Below are 18,015 nucleotides of genomic sequence, written 5' to 3'. Positions count from 1 at the left end.
ATTCCTCCTTGTTTGCCAACTTTATGATTCTTGTTTCTCTATTTCTTCAATTGTAAATTTTGCACTATTCGGTCCATGATAGAAGCTGCCGGAATTTGCCGTAAATTTCAGAACACAATAATCCGGGTCGGTCGCACCCTCTGGGTAATAACGTTCAAACCCTTCTCGCCAAAGAAAGTCTTTTGTTTCCTGATCGGTGCACACCTGCATTTCACCGACGAACAACACACCTTTGAAATTTTGGGGATCACAGTAATAGACCGATGCTTTGGGATTGTTCTGATAATAGCTGACTTTTCCGGAGGAGGTGTTCGTTGAGAAGTATTGGGTTTTAAAGCTGTCGTGTTCCAAAACGAGCATTGCCCTCATGACCGGATAGTCTTCGTTGTTTATCGATGCCAGATAAGCGGTGCTGCTGTTTTTCCTCAGTTCCGTTATGGATTCCCTTGCGTTTTCGTTCATTGTTCTTATTCCCTCCTGGTTAGGTTGGTCAATATTCGTTCGAGATAGCTTTCAAATTCAACAATCTCCTTTGCGGAGAAGCCTTCATAAAAGATATCATTCATATGTTCCGACACCCGATCGTATTGATCCCTCATTGCGATTGCAGTGTCTGTTAACTTGATATTTATTCTCCGGCGGTCAAAATTATCGTAAACACGCTTGAGATAACCCGACGATTCAAGCCTGTCCAGCATGCTCGTCAGGGTTGTTTTGGCAAGTCCGGTTTTATTGGCAAGCTCCGATATAGGAATGTTGTCGTTATTCCAAAGAATATGAAGGATCCGCCCCTGTGCACCGTTAAACTGGTCAATGCCGTGCTCTGCAAGAATATGCTCAAACACCCTACCTTGAATTTGTTTGATTTTGGATATCAAAAAGCCACCGCTTGTTTTGATCGTAGGGTTCCTTCTTTCCTTAATAAGTAATTTTATCTTTATATAGAATATCACTATATAGTACTAATTGGCAATCCCTTCTTTAATGGTATTGACCCGTAACCTGTTCCTTCTCCAAGATAGTCTGCCTTCGGGTACTACCTCGAATTAACCTTCTTAATGACTAACATGCTGTTAGCCCCTGCTGCTCAACAGGATGATAATAGGCAAGATCAGTCGCAGTTGCATCTGCACCTATTTTGCTTGCAATTGCTGTAAATGAGCACGCCCCTGCAGGACAATCAAGAATCCTCCGACCCCGTAATTCCTCTTGAGATAGGTTGAACATGTGCATGTACTCATCAAAGGTTCTCCCAATAAAAACAACACGACTCAAATCCAACTTCACTTCTGCTCCACTCATCTCATCTCACCTTTTTTCAACTATTCTAATGCCTAGTACGCTGTCAGCCCTAATCGTGTGGATATGAATCGGCGTCGATTGGTATGAGAAGTTGTGCGAAGACCACGGTTTTTAAGCTGACAGCGTACTAGCTTGAGGGTACTTTACCAAATTTTGTTTAGATGTGCAATTCATTTTGTCTTTCTTTACTATCGCTTTGTTCGACTATCGTCTCCGGGGGTTTCGCTCAGGTCACCCCTATGAAAAGGTTTTAGTTTGAAACGAATGTATGCTCCGCGAAATGAGACAGCTCCATAAAATGATTTCTTTCGTAAAATCGTTTGGCCCCGCTATTTGATTTTGCCACACGGAGGAGTATCCTGTTCATCCCCATTGTGTTCGCCATTCGATGAATGCAATGGCTCAACATCCGGCTTCCATACCCCTGATTCTGATATTCCGGAAGGATAACAAAATCTCGAATAAACTCACCCGCTATAACATAAGCCCCAATCAAGGTATCCTCGATCCAAAAAGACCTTACCCGATCTTCTGATTCGTAGCTTAGCATGGATTGTAGGAAATCGTTCTTTGGCGGTGCTTCGGTGCTCCAGCCATTTTCAACCTTCAACGGATAATAGGCTTTGTCGAACAGTTGCATGACATCATCCAGCATGTCGGGGGAAAAACCCTTTTCAACAAGGGGAGCCATCTCCAGCGTCTTACTTTCCTTGCCGAAATCGTACTGGAGCTGGAAGCCCTCCATATCGGTCGCGAACCCAAGTTGGTGGGCTAGCTGAACGATCTCCGTATTCCGCCCATATACGTTAAAGCAAACTTCCTTTGTTTCGTTTGGACCCAAATGCCTTTGCAGGCTGTTCGCCATAAGCGTGATCAGGGCTTCGTCATGACGATAACGAGAAAAGGCGGCATAAGCGATGATACAATCCTCATTCTCCACCACACAAAAAACTCCCTGGTTACGAGGTGAATCTTCATAGTGAACCAGAGTTACCGCATGATTGCTAAAGCCATCCTGTACATAATTCCTCGCGTCCGTAGATATCAACGAAATGAATCGGCATACTTCACTCTCGATAGTGCCCATCATAATTCCCCTACCTTTAGCACAAATATACAGTTAGTTTACCAGTATCTAAAGGCAAGCCGTATGTAGAAAACACTTATAATTAATTACTAGCCCTACATCAACGTCATGATGCTACTGCACATGCGATGCCGAGACGACGCCTATCCCATAGGAAGGTGTTCCTCTTCCGGCCTGGCCTCAAGCTTGCGCTTCCTTCCAAGCATCGTCCAGACGCTTCATCTGGAGCAGATGATGGCGATAGTGCATCTCGATTAAGCAGAACCATTCGAATGCATTCAATCCGCCGAGTCGCGGATGGACAACCGTATGTCGGTCGATCTCGTTTCCCGGTTCTGATCGTGCCCCCGTACTCTGATCGAGCGCTGACGCCACCGCCGGTTCGATGTCAGCCATTCGATCGGTTTTATTCACTTCATCCTCTTCCTTTCCATCATGCAGCAACGGAGTCGGTGCGATTATGCTTCGATCAATCTTAGCATAAGATCGAAACAAGTAATTTCTCTTAACGACTTAAAGCCAATTTTACCTCTTCTCTACTCATCTCACCTTTTCTCAACCCGTCTGGGGATGAAGGTGCTTTTTTCATATTGACTTCCCGATTTCGGGGCTAAACCGACTATTATCAAGAAAGTAGAGGTTGCATATTTCGATATTTTTATTGTTTATTTGACAGTTATGTGAGAGATTCCCGACAAAATATATGACTAATTTCACATATTGATATAAAAAAACGAAGAAAAATGTCGAAATAAGAATTAAGCTATTATATCTTTTCTTGAGGGGGGCCGTTCTCGTCATAAACGGAAAGAGCAACCGATGAAAATTCATACTGTTAAGCATAGGGGGAGTTCATAGTGAAAAGGTTTCGGGATCTTAAAACGGCAACAAAAATCATCAGTTCTTTTCTAATCGTATCCATTATTTTGGCGGGGCTGGGTATATACTCGATCATTGCCCTTCAAAACACGAACCAGAATATGAAAAAAATGTACAGCAACAACTTAATATCCATTCGTGATTTGTCTGCTACCTTCTTCAATTATCGATTAACCATGATTATGATTCGAGATGTCGCATTGAGTAACGATAGCACTGCAATCGCCGAATCAAAGAATAGAATTGATCAAGCACAGAAAGAAATGGAAAACCGGATTCAGAATTACTTGCCTCTTGCAACAACGCCGGAGGAAAAGCAAATGATCGAGCAATATCAGCAAGACTATAAGGATTATCTGGCTGTATTCGATCAAGCGATGTCTTATGCAGAAAGGGATAATATTAAGAATTTTACAGATTTTGTGGCAAGCGATCTCTCTCCTTCAGGAGACAAAATCAGAGATGGGCTTACCAATCTGATCAATCTGAACGTCGATATGGCAGACAAAGCGAATACAAATGCTCAACAGATGTATTCAGTATCCCTCACCGTGACGGCAGTCGCCATCATTCTAGCTATTGCTGTAAGTATTATCATCGGTACGTTTATCTCCAGTTCAATCTCAAAACCATTGCAACAAATGTTGCGGATTTCGACAGCGGTGGCAGACGGCAATCTAACCATGAAACTAGATATTAACAGTAAAGATGAGGTAGGGTTGCTAGCTGCCGCAATTAACCGGATGGTCGACAACCTGCGCGGCTTACTCGGCAACATTATTAGTAGTTCTCATAACGTTGCGGCATCTTCACAGCAGATATCCGCCAGTACGGAAGAGATTGCCAGCACAAGCACCAACCAGACCGCAGCTGCGGCAAACATCACGGTGCTATTCGGGGAGCTGACGACGGCGATCAATTCCGTTGCTATTAGTGCAGAAGAGGCTGCAGAATTGTCTAATGCTACGGTGACAACTGCGCGAGAAGGCGGCAAGGTTGTTCAAGTATCGCTTGAGGGTATGCAGGCGGTAAATGAGAAAATGACCCGGCTTGAAGAAGACTCCAATAAAATTGGAGATATTATCGAGGTTATTGACGATATAGCCGATCAGACAAATCTACTTGCGTTGAATGCTGCTATTGAGGCAGCGCGTGCAGGTGAGCAGGGACGCGGTTTCGCTGTCGTGGCTGATGAAGTGCGCAAACTGGCCGAGCGCAGTGGAGCGGCCACTAAAGAGATTACCAAGATTATTAAGGCCATGCAGGATAATACCAAGCAAAGCGTCAGAGCCGTATCGGATAGCGTACAGCAGTCGTCCTTAACCAGCCAGGCGTTTGAGCAGATTATCACGATGGTCAACTCCTCCTCGCTAAAGGTTAATGAGATCGCGGCAGCATGCGAGGAGGAATCGGCCCAGGCTACTGAGGTTATGCAATCCGTCGAGGCGATATCCGCTTCTAGCGAGGAATCGGCGGCTGCATCCGAAGAGACGGCAATGAACTGCCAATCGTTGGCACAACTGTCTGAGGAACTTGCTAAGGCTGCTTCCACATTCAGGACCGAGTAATGCAGGGGGTGGGCGTAGTGGCAGCGACCGAGAAAGATCAATATATCGAGCTTACGGTTGGCACAGAGACCTGTGCGATTCGAATTGAAGAGATTGATGAGATTATCAAAGTGCTTGCGATTACCGATATTCCTTTTAGCCGAAGTGAAGTGAAGGGTGTCATCAATTTGCGCGGCAAGGTTGTCTGCGTCATGAGCCTGCGTAATTTGGTTGGTATGCCGGATGAGCCGTATACAAAAGAGAACCGGATTGTCGTCGTCCGATATCGTAACGAATCTGTAGGCTTAATCGTTGACAAAGTGAATAAGGTGACGACTTATGCGGAAATTCATCCTCCTTCCGGTCAGACTAGTGATCGGGAGGGGTTGTTTCAAGGTATCGGCCAGAATCATGACAAGCTGGTAGGCATTCTGGAATTAGACAAGGTTCTCGCTTGACAGGAGGGAGCAAAACGATTGATGGAACTGTCAGCCTATCGCGAGATTTTTATTGAAGAACTTAACGACCAGCTTGAACGGATCGACCAATCGCTGCTGGAACTGGAGCGGGAGAAGAATCCGGATGTCATTCAGACGCTATTCCGGGCGGCACATACGATCAAAGGCTCTTCGTCTACTATGGGCTTCCGGGAGATGAGCGAGCTTACGCATGAAGTGGAATTCGCACTGGAATGGGTCAGGGAGCACAAGCCGGATATTACCGCTCAACTGATTGATACCCTGTTTCGTGCACTGGATGCGATGAAGTCGCTTAGGGACCATTATATTGGCGACGAGCATTATGATGATTTCGGCGGAGTCGTCTCTGCCATCAAGACGATGGTGAAGAATGGTTCCGGAAGCATAGGGGCTGCAAACGTGGAGTCCCGGCGCATAAGGCTGACTCTTGGAGCAGAAGCTGTGCGACAGGCTCAGGCTGCCGTTGCTGCCGGGTACACCCTTCAGGAGATTTCAGTTGAGCTGCAGCCCGATTGCCCTATGAAGGCGGTACGTTATTATATCATGCTCCAGCGGTTTAATGACCTTGCTGGCGAAGTCATCGCCTCCACCTTTGAGGTGGACGAGCTGTCTAATGCGGAGGATGATGAACGGTACGGTAGCTTCCAGCTCATCGTTGCCGCGAAGCGGGGATCAGAAGAATTGCAGGCCATGCTCCTTGCAGAAACCGAGGTTATCCGCTTCGATATTCAACCCTTCCTACTCCAGGGTACCGGTGACAAGAGGGATGGGGAAGCGAACGATCCGGAACCACGATCCCCTTCGATGGAGCGTGCAAAGGCAGCAGGTCAATCAACCGTTAGAGTTAACGTGGAGCGTCTCGATCATCTGATGAATCTGGTAGGAGAGCTGCTGATCGAGCAGACTTCACTGACAGAGTTGAGTCATGATACGTCTGATCCATCCCGTTCCCTGCAGGATGCAGGCCATGTGGCCGACCGAATAGGCACTTTGATCAAAGAGCTGCAGGAGGGTGTCATGAAGACGCGCATGCTGCCTATTGATCAATTATTTAGCCGTTTCCCGCGGATGGTGCGGGACCTCGCCCAGAAGCTTGATAAGGACATCGAACTCATCACCCATGGCGGAGAGACCGAGCTGGACCGGATGATTATTGAGGAGCTTAGTGATCCGCTGATTCATCTGATCCGCAATAGTGCCGATCATGGGATTGAAACGCCGGAAATACGTCTGGCTGCAGGCAAGCCGGCCAAGGGACGTATCACACTGAGTTCCTATTATGAAGAAAACCATGTGGTTGTGGCGCTTCGGGATGATGGCCAAGGTATTGATGCAGAACGGATCAAAGCATCGGCTGTGCGCAAGGGAATCATCAAGGAGGGAACGGCAGCTTCGCTCGGACAACAGGAGGCCGTTCATCTCATCTTCGAACCAGGCTTCTCCACAGCTGCGGAAGTCAGCGATGTGTCGGGTCGCGGTGTGGGGATGGATATCGTTCGCAGCCAGATCGGCCGCTTGAACGGATTGATTGATATTGAGACAAAAGTCGGTGAAGGAACGTGTTTTATCATTCGGCTGCCCCTGACACTGGCTATTATAAAAGGATTGCTCGTAAAGGTCTCCGGTCGCCTGTTCGTGATCCCGATGTATAATGTCGGCGAAGTTGTCCGGATCCACCCCGACAAGATTCAAACGGTGCAAGGCAAGCGTACCCTTCTAAATCATGGACGAATCGTGCCATTCCGTTGGTTGCATGAGAAATTGAATTATGCTCCTACGGAAAAGACCGGAACGCAGCTTCCGGTCGTCATCGTCCGCTCTGCCGATGCAGCTACCGCTTATGCGGTTGATGAGATTATCGGGAATCAAGAGGTTGTCATCAAGAAACTGAGCGGCATCCTCGGAAATATGAATCATCTGTCCGGTGCAACCATACTGGGTAACGGTACGGTCGCGCTTATTCTGGATGCGGCCTACCTGGTTAGTCATTCAAAAGGTTGAACCTGCAACCGTAGGTATCCTGCACAAGAGCTCTGCTCCTCCGTTCGGGACCTACCCCATAACGTGAGTAAAATCAAAACACCTTCAAGAGATTAGCCCCTTATTGCAAGATGGGGTGGATCTTCTTGGAGGTGTTTTTGCGTTGGGCAGTCTCAGTCTCACGTATTATAAATATTTTCACATTCTTCCACGGTCGGTTGATAAAAACAGTGCTTCTTCCATCGACCTACGAACGGCTGATTATACCAAGTTGGCGGACATGGTCCGGGATTCTCGAACGTCCCTGGACGGAAATACCATAAGGAGAATTCGGCTGGCCAACTCCGCTCTCCATTCACAGCCCGTCGCGCAAGACGGCGTTCCCTGTCTCTTGCGTTTTGATAGAACATCCCATGTTGTAATGCTTCGAACGCATGAGGCTGGTTGATCATTTCGGGAATTGTCCGGATGTTTTTAAAATCGGAGCAATTCCCTCTTATTCGGTTAATGCCAACATTTCCAACAAGGAGCATGCCCGTTTCGCCTTCGGTCTCAGCTTCAGCTCGAAGCAACCTTGCCAACATATCGATATCCCGCTGCCTGGCTTTTACGACTGCCATGTGCTCACCTCTTTAGGTTTCTAGACTTATCATATTGGAGGTGAGGCGGATGCGTTACTCTATTTAGATTTCCCTAGTTTCTTCCCTCAGCCATGCGCTCTCTTCATCATTTAAATAAGGAGCTAGCTTCGTGTATACCTCTTGATGATAATTGTTTAACCATTGCTTTTCACTCTCTGTTAACAGATCTGTATGGATACCGGCTAGATCAATTGGACAATACGTAATGGTTTCAAACTTCATAAATTGACCAAACTCTGTTTTCTCGTCTTCAACAACTACCATCATATTTTCCGTTCGAATTCCATATTTACCTTCAAGGTATATTCCCGGTTCATTCGTAATGATCATGCCTTTTTCTAATCTAACATGATTAGTATTCCTTATGCTTTGTGGTCCCTCATGAACATTCAGGAAAAACCCTACCCCATGGCCTGTTCCACACTTATAGTCTAACCCATATTGCCATATGGGCTGTCTTGCTAGAACATCCAAATTAGAGCCAGTAGCTCCATGTAAAAACTTTACTGAGCTTAATGCAATAAACCCTTTCAACACCAGAGTAAAATCTCTTTTTTGCTCATCGGTAAGTTCTCCCAACACAAACGTTCGTGTAATATCTGTTGTTCCATCATAATACTGTCCGCCTGAGTCAACTAGAAAAAGACCTTCATTCTTAAGGGTAAATTGCGTTTCCTTATTGGCTTTATAATGCATCAACGCAGCATGTTCTTTATAACCTGCGATCGTATCAAAGCTTGGCCCAACAAATCCTTCCTGCACCCTTCGGAAATCTTCTAATCTCTCTTCGGCAGCAATCTCTGTAATATCTTCTTTATCTACAACGGTTTTTAACCATTTCATAAATTTCACCATGGCCAAACCATCTTTTATTTCACACCATTTTACATTTTTTATCTCGACTTCATTTTTAATAGCTTTTAAATTCGTTGTGATGTCCGGACTTTCCATTTTCATTGTATTCCTGCTAATGGCGCTATATAAGCTACTATTTGTTTTATTCGCATCAAAAATAATGGTGTCTTCGCTCGAAAGATTTCCCAAGAACATATGGATTTCATCATACGCTTTTATCTCGATTCCTTCAGCCTCCAATTCTAATTTGACCAAAGGAGGAACCTTGCAGGAATCAATAAATAAATAACATTTATGCTCTGCTACGATCAAATTAGTGATTACAACGGGATTGTTAGGCACATCGGCCCCTCTTATATTCAAAAGCCATGCAATGTCATCTAAGGAGGTTATAAGATAATGATTGGCTCCCCTAATTTTCATTTCTTTTCTTACTTCATTTACTTTTTCTACACGTGATTTTCCTGCATATTTTACGTCATGGGTAAACATGGATCCTTTAGGAATATCCGGTCGATCTCCCCACAATTTGCCAACTAAATCTTGATTCATTTTTAATTCCATTCTTTTTGCTTTTAGATCATTTTCCATCCTTCTTACCATATCAATTGAAAAAACATGTCCATCAAAGCCCACAACGCTACCTTCATTAAGAACATCTGCTAACCATTCCGAATAAAAGGGTATCCCTGGATCCGCCATTCTGAATAATCGGATTCCGGAGCCCTCAAGCTGCTTTTCTGCTTGAATATAGTATCTACCATCTGTCCATAACCCAGCATCCTCTAATGTAATAACTACTGTACCTGCAGACCCCGTAAATCCTGATATCCATTGTCTACATTTCCAATGCTCTGCTACATATTCACTCTGATGTGCATCAAAACTGGGAATGAGATAAGCATCCATTTGATTTGTTCTCATTAGTTGTCTTAGCTTTTCAACCCTATCCCTGATATTCATATCCAATACCTCCATTTTCCTTAAGACCAAATGCATTTAAGACTATCCTATAAAAATGACGAGCTCTTAATAAGCCTACTCCTAAAATTATAGAATAACAAATACGCCGGAGGGTGAGACGGGAGACGACTGAACGACTACGAATAACCTAACAGAAGAACCCTTGGATACTTTCCAGAGGTTCTTCTGTTTTCCGGTGAAAACGAAATGAAGGACGCCCCGTTTGGGCATCCTTCACAGATACTAGCTAAGTGAATCGAGCAGCGTCTTCAACTGCTGGTTAAGCTTCAACACATTCAAGATGATCTGCAACGCCTCAGCACGTGTAGCATTGCTCTTGGGATCGAATCTTCCATCCCCTTTACCGCTAACGATACCTGCTTGCGCTTCTGCCTTGATCTCGCTAGCTGCATAAGAACCATTCAGATCATGGAAATTGCCTTTTGTTGTGTCCTTCGCCAAGTTATTGAGGTTTACAACTCGGGACAGCATGATAACCATTTCTTCACGTGTAATCGTTTGATCCGGCTTGAACGTACCGTCCTCGTAACCTTTGATTACCCTTGCCGCTACAAGGTTCTCAATAGCTTCTTTAGCCCAGTTATCGCCAATGTCCTTCAATACAACACTCGCATTGCTGCCAGCTTGAATATTGAACACGCGATTCAGAATGACTGCAAACTCAGCGCGTGTGATGAGACTGTTTGGTCTATACGTCCCATCTGGGTAGCCTTTAATGATTTGCAATTTGTTGAACGTATCGATTGTCTCTTCAGCCCAGTGCCCTTGAATGTCAGCAAAATCAATTGTAGGGTTTGCTTCCTTAGCTTCTGCTACTTTGGATTCAATCGTCTTTACTAAAATGGCTTCATTAACAATGTTACTATTAAACACCTCTACCGTAGGCTGTGGAGAAGCAGGTGTCTGCTCCGCTGGAACAGGTGTCTGCTCTGGAGCAGTCGCTGGTGCAGGAGCCGGCAGGATCACCGTCTGGCTCGCAATCTGCGTCAAGCCTGTTGCATCGAATGCAAGCTGCGCTCCCGTCACCTCAGCTGCATTCGTTGCGCCTAGGCCGGTGAAGGTTACGACACCTGTGCTCGCTGTTGCCGTCGCCGTTCCGGTCAGCGTCCACGTGCCTGCATCCTTCTTCGATACGGTCACCACTGTGGTACTGTCGTTCGTGCTCGTATTCCCATAAGCATCTCGGAGCGTAACAACCGGCTGCTGTGCGAACGCGCCTCCATTGCTAGATGGGGCTGTAATGTCTGTCGTCAGCGCCATTGAAGCCACGCTTCCCGCTATAGGCGTGATGCTCACCGTGTTCGCTGCTGGCGTTGCCACGCCCGCCACGCTGAAACCGATGGTTTGCGCTGCCGCCTTGTTCAGCTTTAGATTCACTGTCGCTACGCCGCTTGCAAACGTAACGCTGATCGTGTTCGGCCCTTCCGTCAAGTCCGTTCCGTTAAAGCTGCCATAAGAGCCGTCAGGTGCTGCGGTATATCTGGAGATCGTCACATCATGTGCTCCGCTAAACGTCGTATCCGTGAGATCCACCGAATTCTTTACCGTCAGCGTGACCGTATCGTCCGCGCCGACTCCGGGTGTTGCCGATGCAGCAGATGCGCTGACGGTTTGTGCTGGTGCTGGTGCGGGAGCCGGAAGGATCACTGTCTGGCTCGCAATCTGCGTCAGGCCTGTCGCATCGAATGCGAGCTGCGCTCCCGTCACCTCAGCTGCATTCGTTGCGCCTAGGCCGGTGAAGGGTACGACACCTGCGCTCGCTGTTGCCGCCATGGTTCCGGTCAGCGTCCACGTGCCTGCATCCTTCTTCGATACGGTCACCACCGTGGTGCTGTCGCCCGTGCTCGTATTCCCATAAGCATCACGGAGCGTAACAACCGGCTGCTGCGCAAACGCGCCTCCATTGCTAGATGGGGCTGTAACGTCCGTCGTCAGCGCCATCGAAGCCGCGCTTCCCGCCGCTGGCGTGATGCTCACCGTGTTCGCTGCCGGCGTTGCCACGCCCGCCACGCTGAAACCGATCGTTTGTGCCGCCGCCTTATGTAGCTTCAGATTCGCTGTCGCTACGCCGCTTGCAAACGTCACGCTGATCGTGTTCGGCCCTTCTGTCAAGTCCGTCCCGTTAAAGCTGCCATAAGAGCCGTCAGGTGCTGCTCTATATCCGGAGATCGTCACATTATGCGCTCCGCTAAACGTCGTATCCGTGAGATCCAGCGAATTCTTTACCGTCAGCGTAACCGCATTATCCGCTCCAGCTAATGGAGTTGCCGAGGCGGCAGATGCGCTGACGGTTTGTGCTAGTGCTGGTGCAGGAGCCGGCAGGATCACCGTCTGGCTCGCAATCTGCGTCAAGCCTGTCGCATCGAATGCGAGCTGCGCTCCCGTCACCTCAGCTGCATTCGTTGCGCCTAGGCCGGTGAAGGGTACGACACCTGCGCTCGCTGTTGCCGCCATGGTTCCGGTCAGCGTCCACGTGCCTGCATCCTTCTTCGATACGGTCACCACCGTGGTGCTGTCGCCCGTGCTCGTATTCCCATAAGCATCACGGAGCGTAACAACCGGCTGCTGCGCAAACGCGCCTCCATTGCTAGATGGGGCTGTAACGTCCGTCGTCAGCGCCATCGAAGCCGCGCTTCCCGCCGCTGGCGTGATGCTCACCGTGTTCGCTGCCGGCGTTGCCACGCCCGCCACGCTGAAACCGATCGTTTGTGCCGCCGCCTTATGTAGCTTCAGATTCGCTGTCGCTACGCCGCTTGCAAACGTCACGCTGATCGTGTTCGGCCCTTCCGTCAAGTCCGTTCCGTTAAAGCTGCCATAAGAGCCGTCAGGTGCTACTGTATATCCGGAGATCGTCACGTCATGTGCTCCGCTAAACGTCGTATCCGTGAGATCCAGCGAATTCTTTACCGTCAGCGTAACCGCATTATCCGCTCCAGCTTCTGGTGTCGTTGAGGCAGCGACTGCACTCGCAGTATACATAGGCTGCGTCTCCCGATAAAGTTTCATCACGGTCGCTTTTCCGGAGTTCCCATTATCCCTATAGACAACATAAGGGGTGCCGCTACTGTCTAGCGCTATCGATGTATCATCAACACCACCTGCTGAAAAAGCCGGATTCCCTACAGGCTCCCAACTGCTTCCGTTGTATGTCATTACGGTCGCTTTATAATCATTCTCATCATCCCTGTAGACAACATAAGGGGTGCCCCTGCTGTCTACCGCTATCGATGTATAAAATACTTCACCTGCCGAAAAACCCACACTGCCAACAGACTCCCAACTACTTCCGCTATATTTCATTACGGTCGCTTTTCCGAAGTTCCCATAATCCTTATAGACAACGTAAGGGGTGTCGCTGCTGTCTAGCGCTATCGATGTATTATAAACTTGACCTGCCGAAAAAGCCGGATTCCCTACGGGCTCCCAACTGCTTCCGTTGTATGTCATCACGGTAGCTTTTGAGTCACCCGCTTGATCACTATAGACAACATAGGGGGTATCGCTGCTGTCTAACACGATCGATATTTCACTAGCTGCACCTGCCGAAAAAGCTGGATTCCCTACAGGCTCCCAACTGCTTCCGTCGTATTTCATTACGGTCGCTTTTTGTGAGTTCCCATTATCCCTGTAGACAACATAAGGGGTGTCACTACTGTCTAGCGCTATCGCTGTATCATAAACTTCACCTGCTGAAAAAGCTGGATTCCCTACGGGCTCCCAACTGCTTCCGTTGTATGTCATTACGGTCGCTTTATTGGAGTTCCCATGATCCCTATAGACAACATAAGGGGTACCCCTGCTGTCTAAAGCGATCTTTACATCAGTAGTTACACCTGCCGAAAAACCCTCACTGCCAACGAGTTCCCAACTGCTTCCGTCGAATTTCATTACGGTCGCTTTATTGAAGTTCCAATCCCTATAAGCAACATAAGGGGTGCCGCTGCTGTCTAGCGCTATCGATGTATTATAAACTTCACCTGCCGAAAAACCCTCACTGCCAACCGATTGCCATTCCGAGACTCCAGCTGCTTGAACCGTCGCTTGCTGCACAGGCAACAGCGAAGTGACCATGCTGATGATTAGCATCCAGATCCAAATTCGTTCTTTCGGTTTCGATTGACGCTTACTTGTTGTCATATTCCGCCCTCCGCTTTTGTTTTCTCCTTCTATTGGGGTTTTCCCGTTCATTCAAGCTTATCTCACCTCAATGACAACTTAATGACAAACTTCAACACAAAAAGAGCCCCTATTTATTCTGGAGCTCTTTCTCACTTCCTCTTCTTTAGTTCAGTTTTTCGATAAGCTGGTAATAATAATCCGTTACTTTAGTAGATACACTTACACCGACATCTTCGCGCATAATTTCGATAAACGTTTTATATTGCCTTTTTAATCCTACTTCATCCTGTTTTAAAGCCAATGCTTCTAAATACAGCATCATCGTTCTATCCTCAAGTTCATAGCTATCCACTAACTTTTTCAAAATAGATATTGCTTTATCCATCTCTGCTCTATTCAATAACGCTTCACATAGCTTGTGTGAAAAGGTAATCGATACTAAAAATAATCGCTCTACTTCGTTTTGTGCCCATCTATAAACATACTCCCCAAATAAATGCCCCCGATAACTTTTCTCATGTTCAACTGCTTGGTTAACTTGTCGTTCATTGCTGAAGTCCATCCTATTGCATTGATCTTCAAACCTAAAAGCGTCAACATGAATCTGCGAGTAATCTAATGAATAATGCTGATTACCCGAATAGATAACTTGAGAAAACCCATGGTTGCTTAACAACTTTCTTAGTTGATATACCGTTGTATTTAAGTACGTTTCTGCATTTTTTAGCGGCATATGGTCGAACATATCCTCTATAATTCTTGCCCTTGAAACACGCTTTCCTTTCTGCATAATCAAGTAAGCGAAAAGCTCCGCGCTTTTACTCGTTCTCCACTTGATGAGTTCATTTTGTGGAGTTCTTAATTCCATAGTACCTAGACAGTTATAGATCAACTTATGTTCTTGAGCAGCCTGTCTGACCTTGTTCTTTTGTAATTCCATATCTGCAACTGCTCGTTCGATGGTTTGCTGAAGTCGCTCTTGATTAACAGGCTTCAACATATAATCCAAGGCATAGACATCAAATGCCGGTAGTGCGTATTCTTTGTGTGAGGTAACAAATATGATCTTCGTTTCTCTGCCTTCATCTCTTAATCTTTTTGCAAACTCTAATCCACTTTCCTTTGGCATACTAATATCGACAAAAATTATATCAACATCATGGTCAGATAAGTACGTATATGCAGACCAAGTATCATAAAAACAACCAACTAAGGTAATCGAATTTATTTTTTTGAGCATTCTTTCCATAATCATATGCATACTTCTTTCATCATCAATAACGATAACCTTCACACGACTTCCTCCTTCTCATCTGTTCTAGACATGCTGAATGTTGAGGCTATCGGAAGTGAAAAATAAAATGTGGTACCTACATGTCGGAAGCTCTCAAACCAAATTTCTCCGCCATTTAGTCCAACAAATTCTCGGCAAATGGATAGACCAAGACCTACACCTTGCTCACCCGCCGTACCTCTCTTGGATTTAGGAAATTCATCTTGTAGTAAATAACTTGCTTCATCAGCAGATATCCCTTCTCCAGTATCACTGATTGAAACCACAACCATATTTTGTGATATTTCTGAGCGTAATCGAATCCTTCCTCCAATTGGAGTAAACTTGACAGCGTTAGACAATAGATTGCGAATAATTAAATCCAACATATCCCTATCCGCATAAACGTAGACATTTTCAGCTATTTCAGAATGAATTCTAATGTGCTTACTGTTTATTTTCACGTTCATCATATGAATCGTTTTCTGAACAACGTTGCCTAAATCTCTCACAACGGGGTTAAACAACATTCCACCACGTTGAGTATGAAACCATTCGAGTAAACTTTCAAGGAGTAGAAATGTGTTGTTAATCTGCTTTCCCATCTCCTCGACCAGTTCTTTATAGCTCCCCTTATGTTCAATGATTTCTACTTCCTGCATATCCTCTTCCATTAGTTCAATTAAATTAACTAGTACTGCAAGCGGATCACGAATATCGTGAGCTACTACGTTAAACATCTTATCTTTAAATAAATTCAACTCCGATAATTGTTGCGATTGCTGAAGTAAACTTTCTTCATACTGTACCGATTCTGTAATGTCATGTAATAGTAACATCTTACCAACTGGCTTATTATTGCTTCCATTTATTAATGAATAATGAACATGATAATACCGTTCTCCTAGTCGCATGGGATGTGTTGTTACGTGATCTACCTCTGATTTATGTTCAATAAGCTGCAATAGAGGTGGAAAATGAGACAACGCTTGTGATGCAGCGTTACCAATTAGCTTCTTGTCAGGTACCTGTTCAAACAATAGAGTAGCGGAGTTATTAAAGCTCTTTAAAGTATTATCTATATCAAGAATAATGACCGCGTCGTGTATGGATTCAAAAACTTTTTTCATAGCTAAAGGAGCCATTCCTGTAATGAATTAATTTGAGGTTTGAATGAAAAGAGCACCTTCTGTATACTGGGTTCCGACCAAAGAACAACTCAGCACAGGAGGCACTCTACCATGAAGTATAAGCAATCGAAGAAGCAGAATCAACGGATTACTCGAATTACCGAAAACACCCTGGTAATCGGAGCAGACATCGCCAAAGAAACCCACGTGTCACGGGGGATCGACTTCCGGGGCATCGAGTTGGGCAAGGAATGTGTGTTTCAAAACGACCGTTTGGGCTTGGAAAAGCTGGTATCGTGGATGAAGGAACTACAACGGGAGCATGCCAAGACCGACGTCATCTTCGGCATTGAACCAACCGGACACTACTGGTTTACTCTAGCGGAATTTCTACAGAATGAGGGCATCCAACTCGTTATCGTCAATCCTCACCACGTGAACAAGAGCAAAGAACTTCAAGACAATTCACCGACGAAAAACGACTACAAGGATGCCAAGGTCATAGCAGATCTCATCCGTAACGGCCATTATTCGGAGCCTAGACTTCCGAAAAGGATCTACGCCGATTTACGTATTCTCATGAACCATCGGGAAAAGGTCATGTTAAACCTGGGCCAAACCCAGAGGAGAATTCAAAATTGGCTGGACCGGTTCTTCCCCGAATACCATAGGGTATTTGCAGACTGGGAAGGAAAAGCCTCTCTCATCACGCTTACTGAATTCCCTACCCCACAAGAAATCGTCACGCTCGGCGCCTTTGCGGTCCTAAAGCGGTGGAAACAAGAGGTTAAAAGGGCGGTAGGCATGAAGCGGGCGGAGAAGCTGGTTCAAGCCGCTCGGAGTTCAATCGGCCTTCGAGAGGGCCTAACGGCAGCCAAGATCGAATTGAAGGACCTGCTGGAGCAATATACCTTGTTTGCCCGGCAGAGCGACGACGTCATGCAGCAGGTGGAGCAGCTTCTTGAACAGATACCTGGTGCGGAAGAAATGCTCACAGTTCCGGGCGTCGGAGTCGTTACATTAGCTGGATTTCTAGCTGAAGTAGGCGATCTGCAGGGCTATGACCACAGTCAACAAATCATACGACTTGCAGGCTTCAATCTACGGGAAAACAGCTCAGGCAAGAAGAAAGGCAAGTCCACCATAACCAAACGGGGACGATCCCGGCTTCGGGCATTGTTGTTCCGCGCGGTGATGCCCATGGTGGCGAAAAACGCGGAGTTTAAAGCCCTGCACCACTATTACACGAAACGAACTCAGAATCCACTGAAGAAGAAACAATCTATTGTAGCCCTATGCGGAAAGCTCATTCGAGTCTTGCACACATTGGGGACGAAACAAATTCGTTACAACGCAACAGATGTTTTGGGGCCGGTACGCCAGTCTCAGCTTCAGATGGCTGCTTAATTCAAACCGGAATATTCATTTTGCTTAACCCACGCTTAGAGTTTTACAAATGACAATAGAAGCACGGAGCAGCCGCAGATCATCATCCATAAGGGCAATGACCCAGTAAAGGAGCAAGAAGCGGCGTCCACCCCTTGAGAGGTAGAACGAAGGAATGTGAGGGCATAGACCCCGTGTGACATGGGAGGGTAAACCGTCGAGGGAATGGTGTGGATATCCAAGGTGCGACCATAAGTAGCATCCACAGATTGGAAAAAGGGTTCCAAGCTCTATTCCCGCAACCGGCTCCTCCAGAAAAAAATGTCATGCCAACATGATATCTCCATCTCTTT

The 18,015-nt window shown here is 46.3% G+C and carries 12 protein-coding genes and 2 pseudogenes; 4 read left to right on the top strand and 10 right to left on the bottom strand.

Annotation, left to right across the window (positions count from 1 at the left end; all coding sequences use genetic code 11):
- Nucleotides 1–21: 21 nt before the first annotated feature.
- The 5 genes and pseudogenes from BN2684_RS02555 to BN2684_RS24405 all read right to left on the bottom strand — a co-directional run.
- Nucleotides 22–462 carry a pyridoxamine 5'-phosphate oxidase family protein gene (locus BN2684_RS02555; RefSeq protein WP_058300616.1) on the bottom strand — a complete coding sequence of 147 codons (441 nt, stop codon included), beginning with the start codon at nucleotides 460–462 and terminating at the stop codon, nucleotides 22–24.
- A 5-nt stretch (nucleotides 463–467) separates the two neighbouring features.
- Entirely contained in the window at nucleotides 468–878 is a 411-nt protein-coding gene (locus BN2684_RS02550) for a MarR family winged helix-turn-helix transcriptional regulator (protein WP_234340138.1), read from the bottom strand.
- Between the two features lie 196 nt (nucleotides 879–1,074).
- Nucleotides 1,075–1,302: pseudogene (locus BN2684_RS02545) on the bottom strand (SAM-dependent methyltransferase); the annotation flags it as partial.
- A gap of 250 nt (nucleotides 1,303–1,552) precedes the next feature.
- Nucleotides 1,553–2,245 carry a GNAT family N-acetyltransferase gene (locus BN2684_RS02540; RefSeq protein WP_159065750.1) on the bottom strand — a complete coding sequence of 231 codons (693 nt, stop codon included), beginning with the start codon at nucleotides 2,243–2,245 and terminating at the stop codon, nucleotides 1,553–1,555.
- Between the two features lie 324 nt (nucleotides 2,246–2,569).
- Nucleotides 2,570–2,701, bottom strand: a pseudogene (locus BN2684_RS24405) (DinB family protein); the annotation flags it as partial.
- Between the two features lie 545 nt (nucleotides 2,702–3,246).
- Here BN2684_RS24405 and BN2684_RS02530 point away from each other — a divergent pair.
- Genes BN2684_RS02530 through BN2684_RS02520 form a run of 3 tightly spaced genes read left to right on the top strand, consistent with a single transcriptional unit; the run spans nucleotide 3,247 to nucleotide 7,295 of the window.
- Nucleotides 3,247–4,836: a methyl-accepting chemotaxis protein gene (locus BN2684_RS02530; protein ID WP_058300612.1), complete on the top strand. Its 1,590-nt coding sequence runs from the start codon at nucleotides 3,247–3,249 to the stop codon at nucleotides 4,834–4,836.
- A gap of 17 nt (nucleotides 4,837–4,853) precedes the next feature.
- Nucleotides 4,854–5,273 carry a chemotaxis protein CheW gene (locus BN2684_RS02525; RefSeq protein WP_058300611.1) on the top strand — a complete coding sequence of 140 codons (420 nt, stop codon included), beginning with the start codon at nucleotides 4,854–4,856 and terminating at the stop codon, nucleotides 5,271–5,273.
- 21 nt (nucleotides 5,274–5,294) lie between these two features.
- Nucleotides 5,295–7,295: a chemotaxis protein CheA gene (locus BN2684_RS02520; RefSeq protein ID WP_234340158.1), complete on the top strand. Its 2,001-nt coding sequence runs from the start codon at nucleotides 5,295–5,297 to the stop codon at nucleotides 7,293–7,295.
- Between the two features lie 158 nt (nucleotides 7,296–7,453).
- On the opposite strand, the gene BN2684_RS02515 is transcribed toward BN2684_RS02520, so the two are convergent.
- The 5 genes from BN2684_RS02515 to BN2684_RS02495 form a co-directional block, all read right to left on the bottom strand.
- The gene (locus BN2684_RS02515; RefSeq protein WP_058300609.1) at nucleotides 7,454–7,894 is read right to left on the bottom strand and encodes a cell wall hydrolase; all 441 of its coding nucleotides are present in this window, start codon (nucleotides 7,892–7,894) and stop codon (nucleotides 7,454–7,456) included.
- Between the two features lie 63 nt (nucleotides 7,895–7,957).
- Nucleotides 7,958–9,733 carry an aminopeptidase P family protein gene (locus tag BN2684_RS02510; RefSeq protein ID WP_058300608.1) on the bottom strand — a complete coding sequence of 592 codons (1,776 nt, stop codon included), beginning with the start codon at nucleotides 9,731–9,733 and terminating at the stop codon, nucleotides 7,958–7,960.
- Nucleotides 9,734–9,976: 243 nt separating this feature from the next.
- Nucleotides 9,977–12,733 carry an S-layer homology domain-containing protein gene (locus tag BN2684_RS24130; protein WP_058300607.1) on the bottom strand — a complete coding sequence of 919 codons (2,757 nt, stop codon included), beginning with the start codon at nucleotides 12,731–12,733 and terminating at the stop codon, nucleotides 9,977–9,979.
- A gap of 1,303 nt (nucleotides 12,734–14,036) precedes the next feature.
- Nucleotides 14,037–15,167, bottom strand: a complete 1,131-nt coding sequence (locus BN2684_RS02500; protein ID WP_058300606.1) for a response regulator — start codon at nucleotides 15,165–15,167, stop codon at nucleotides 14,037–14,039.
- Complete coding sequence (locus BN2684_RS02495) at nucleotides 15,164–16,276, bottom strand: sensor histidine kinase (RefSeq protein WP_058300605.1); 1,113 nt, start codon at nucleotides 16,274–16,276, stop codon at nucleotides 15,164–15,166. Before BN2684_RS02495 ends, BN2684_RS02500 begins: the two co-directional genes overlap by 4 nt.
- A gap of 111 nt (nucleotides 16,277–16,387) precedes the next feature.
- On the opposite strand from BN2684_RS02495, the gene BN2684_RS02490 reads away from it, so the two are divergent.
- On the top strand, nucleotides 16,388–17,683 hold the full coding sequence (locus tag BN2684_RS02490; protein ID WP_058300604.1) for an IS110 family RNA-guided transposase: 1,296 nt from the start codon (nucleotides 16,388–16,390) through the stop codon (nucleotides 17,681–17,683).
- Nucleotides 17,684–18,015: the final 332 nt, after the last annotated feature.

Source organism: Gorillibacterium timonense (genome assembly GCF_001457415.1).
Taxonomy (GTDB): Bacteria; Bacillota; Bacilli; order Paenibacillales; family NBRC-103111; genus Gorillibacterium; species Gorillibacterium timonense.
Note: the sequence above shows the minus strand (reverse complement) of the source record. Positions and strands in the feature narration are given on the sequence as shown.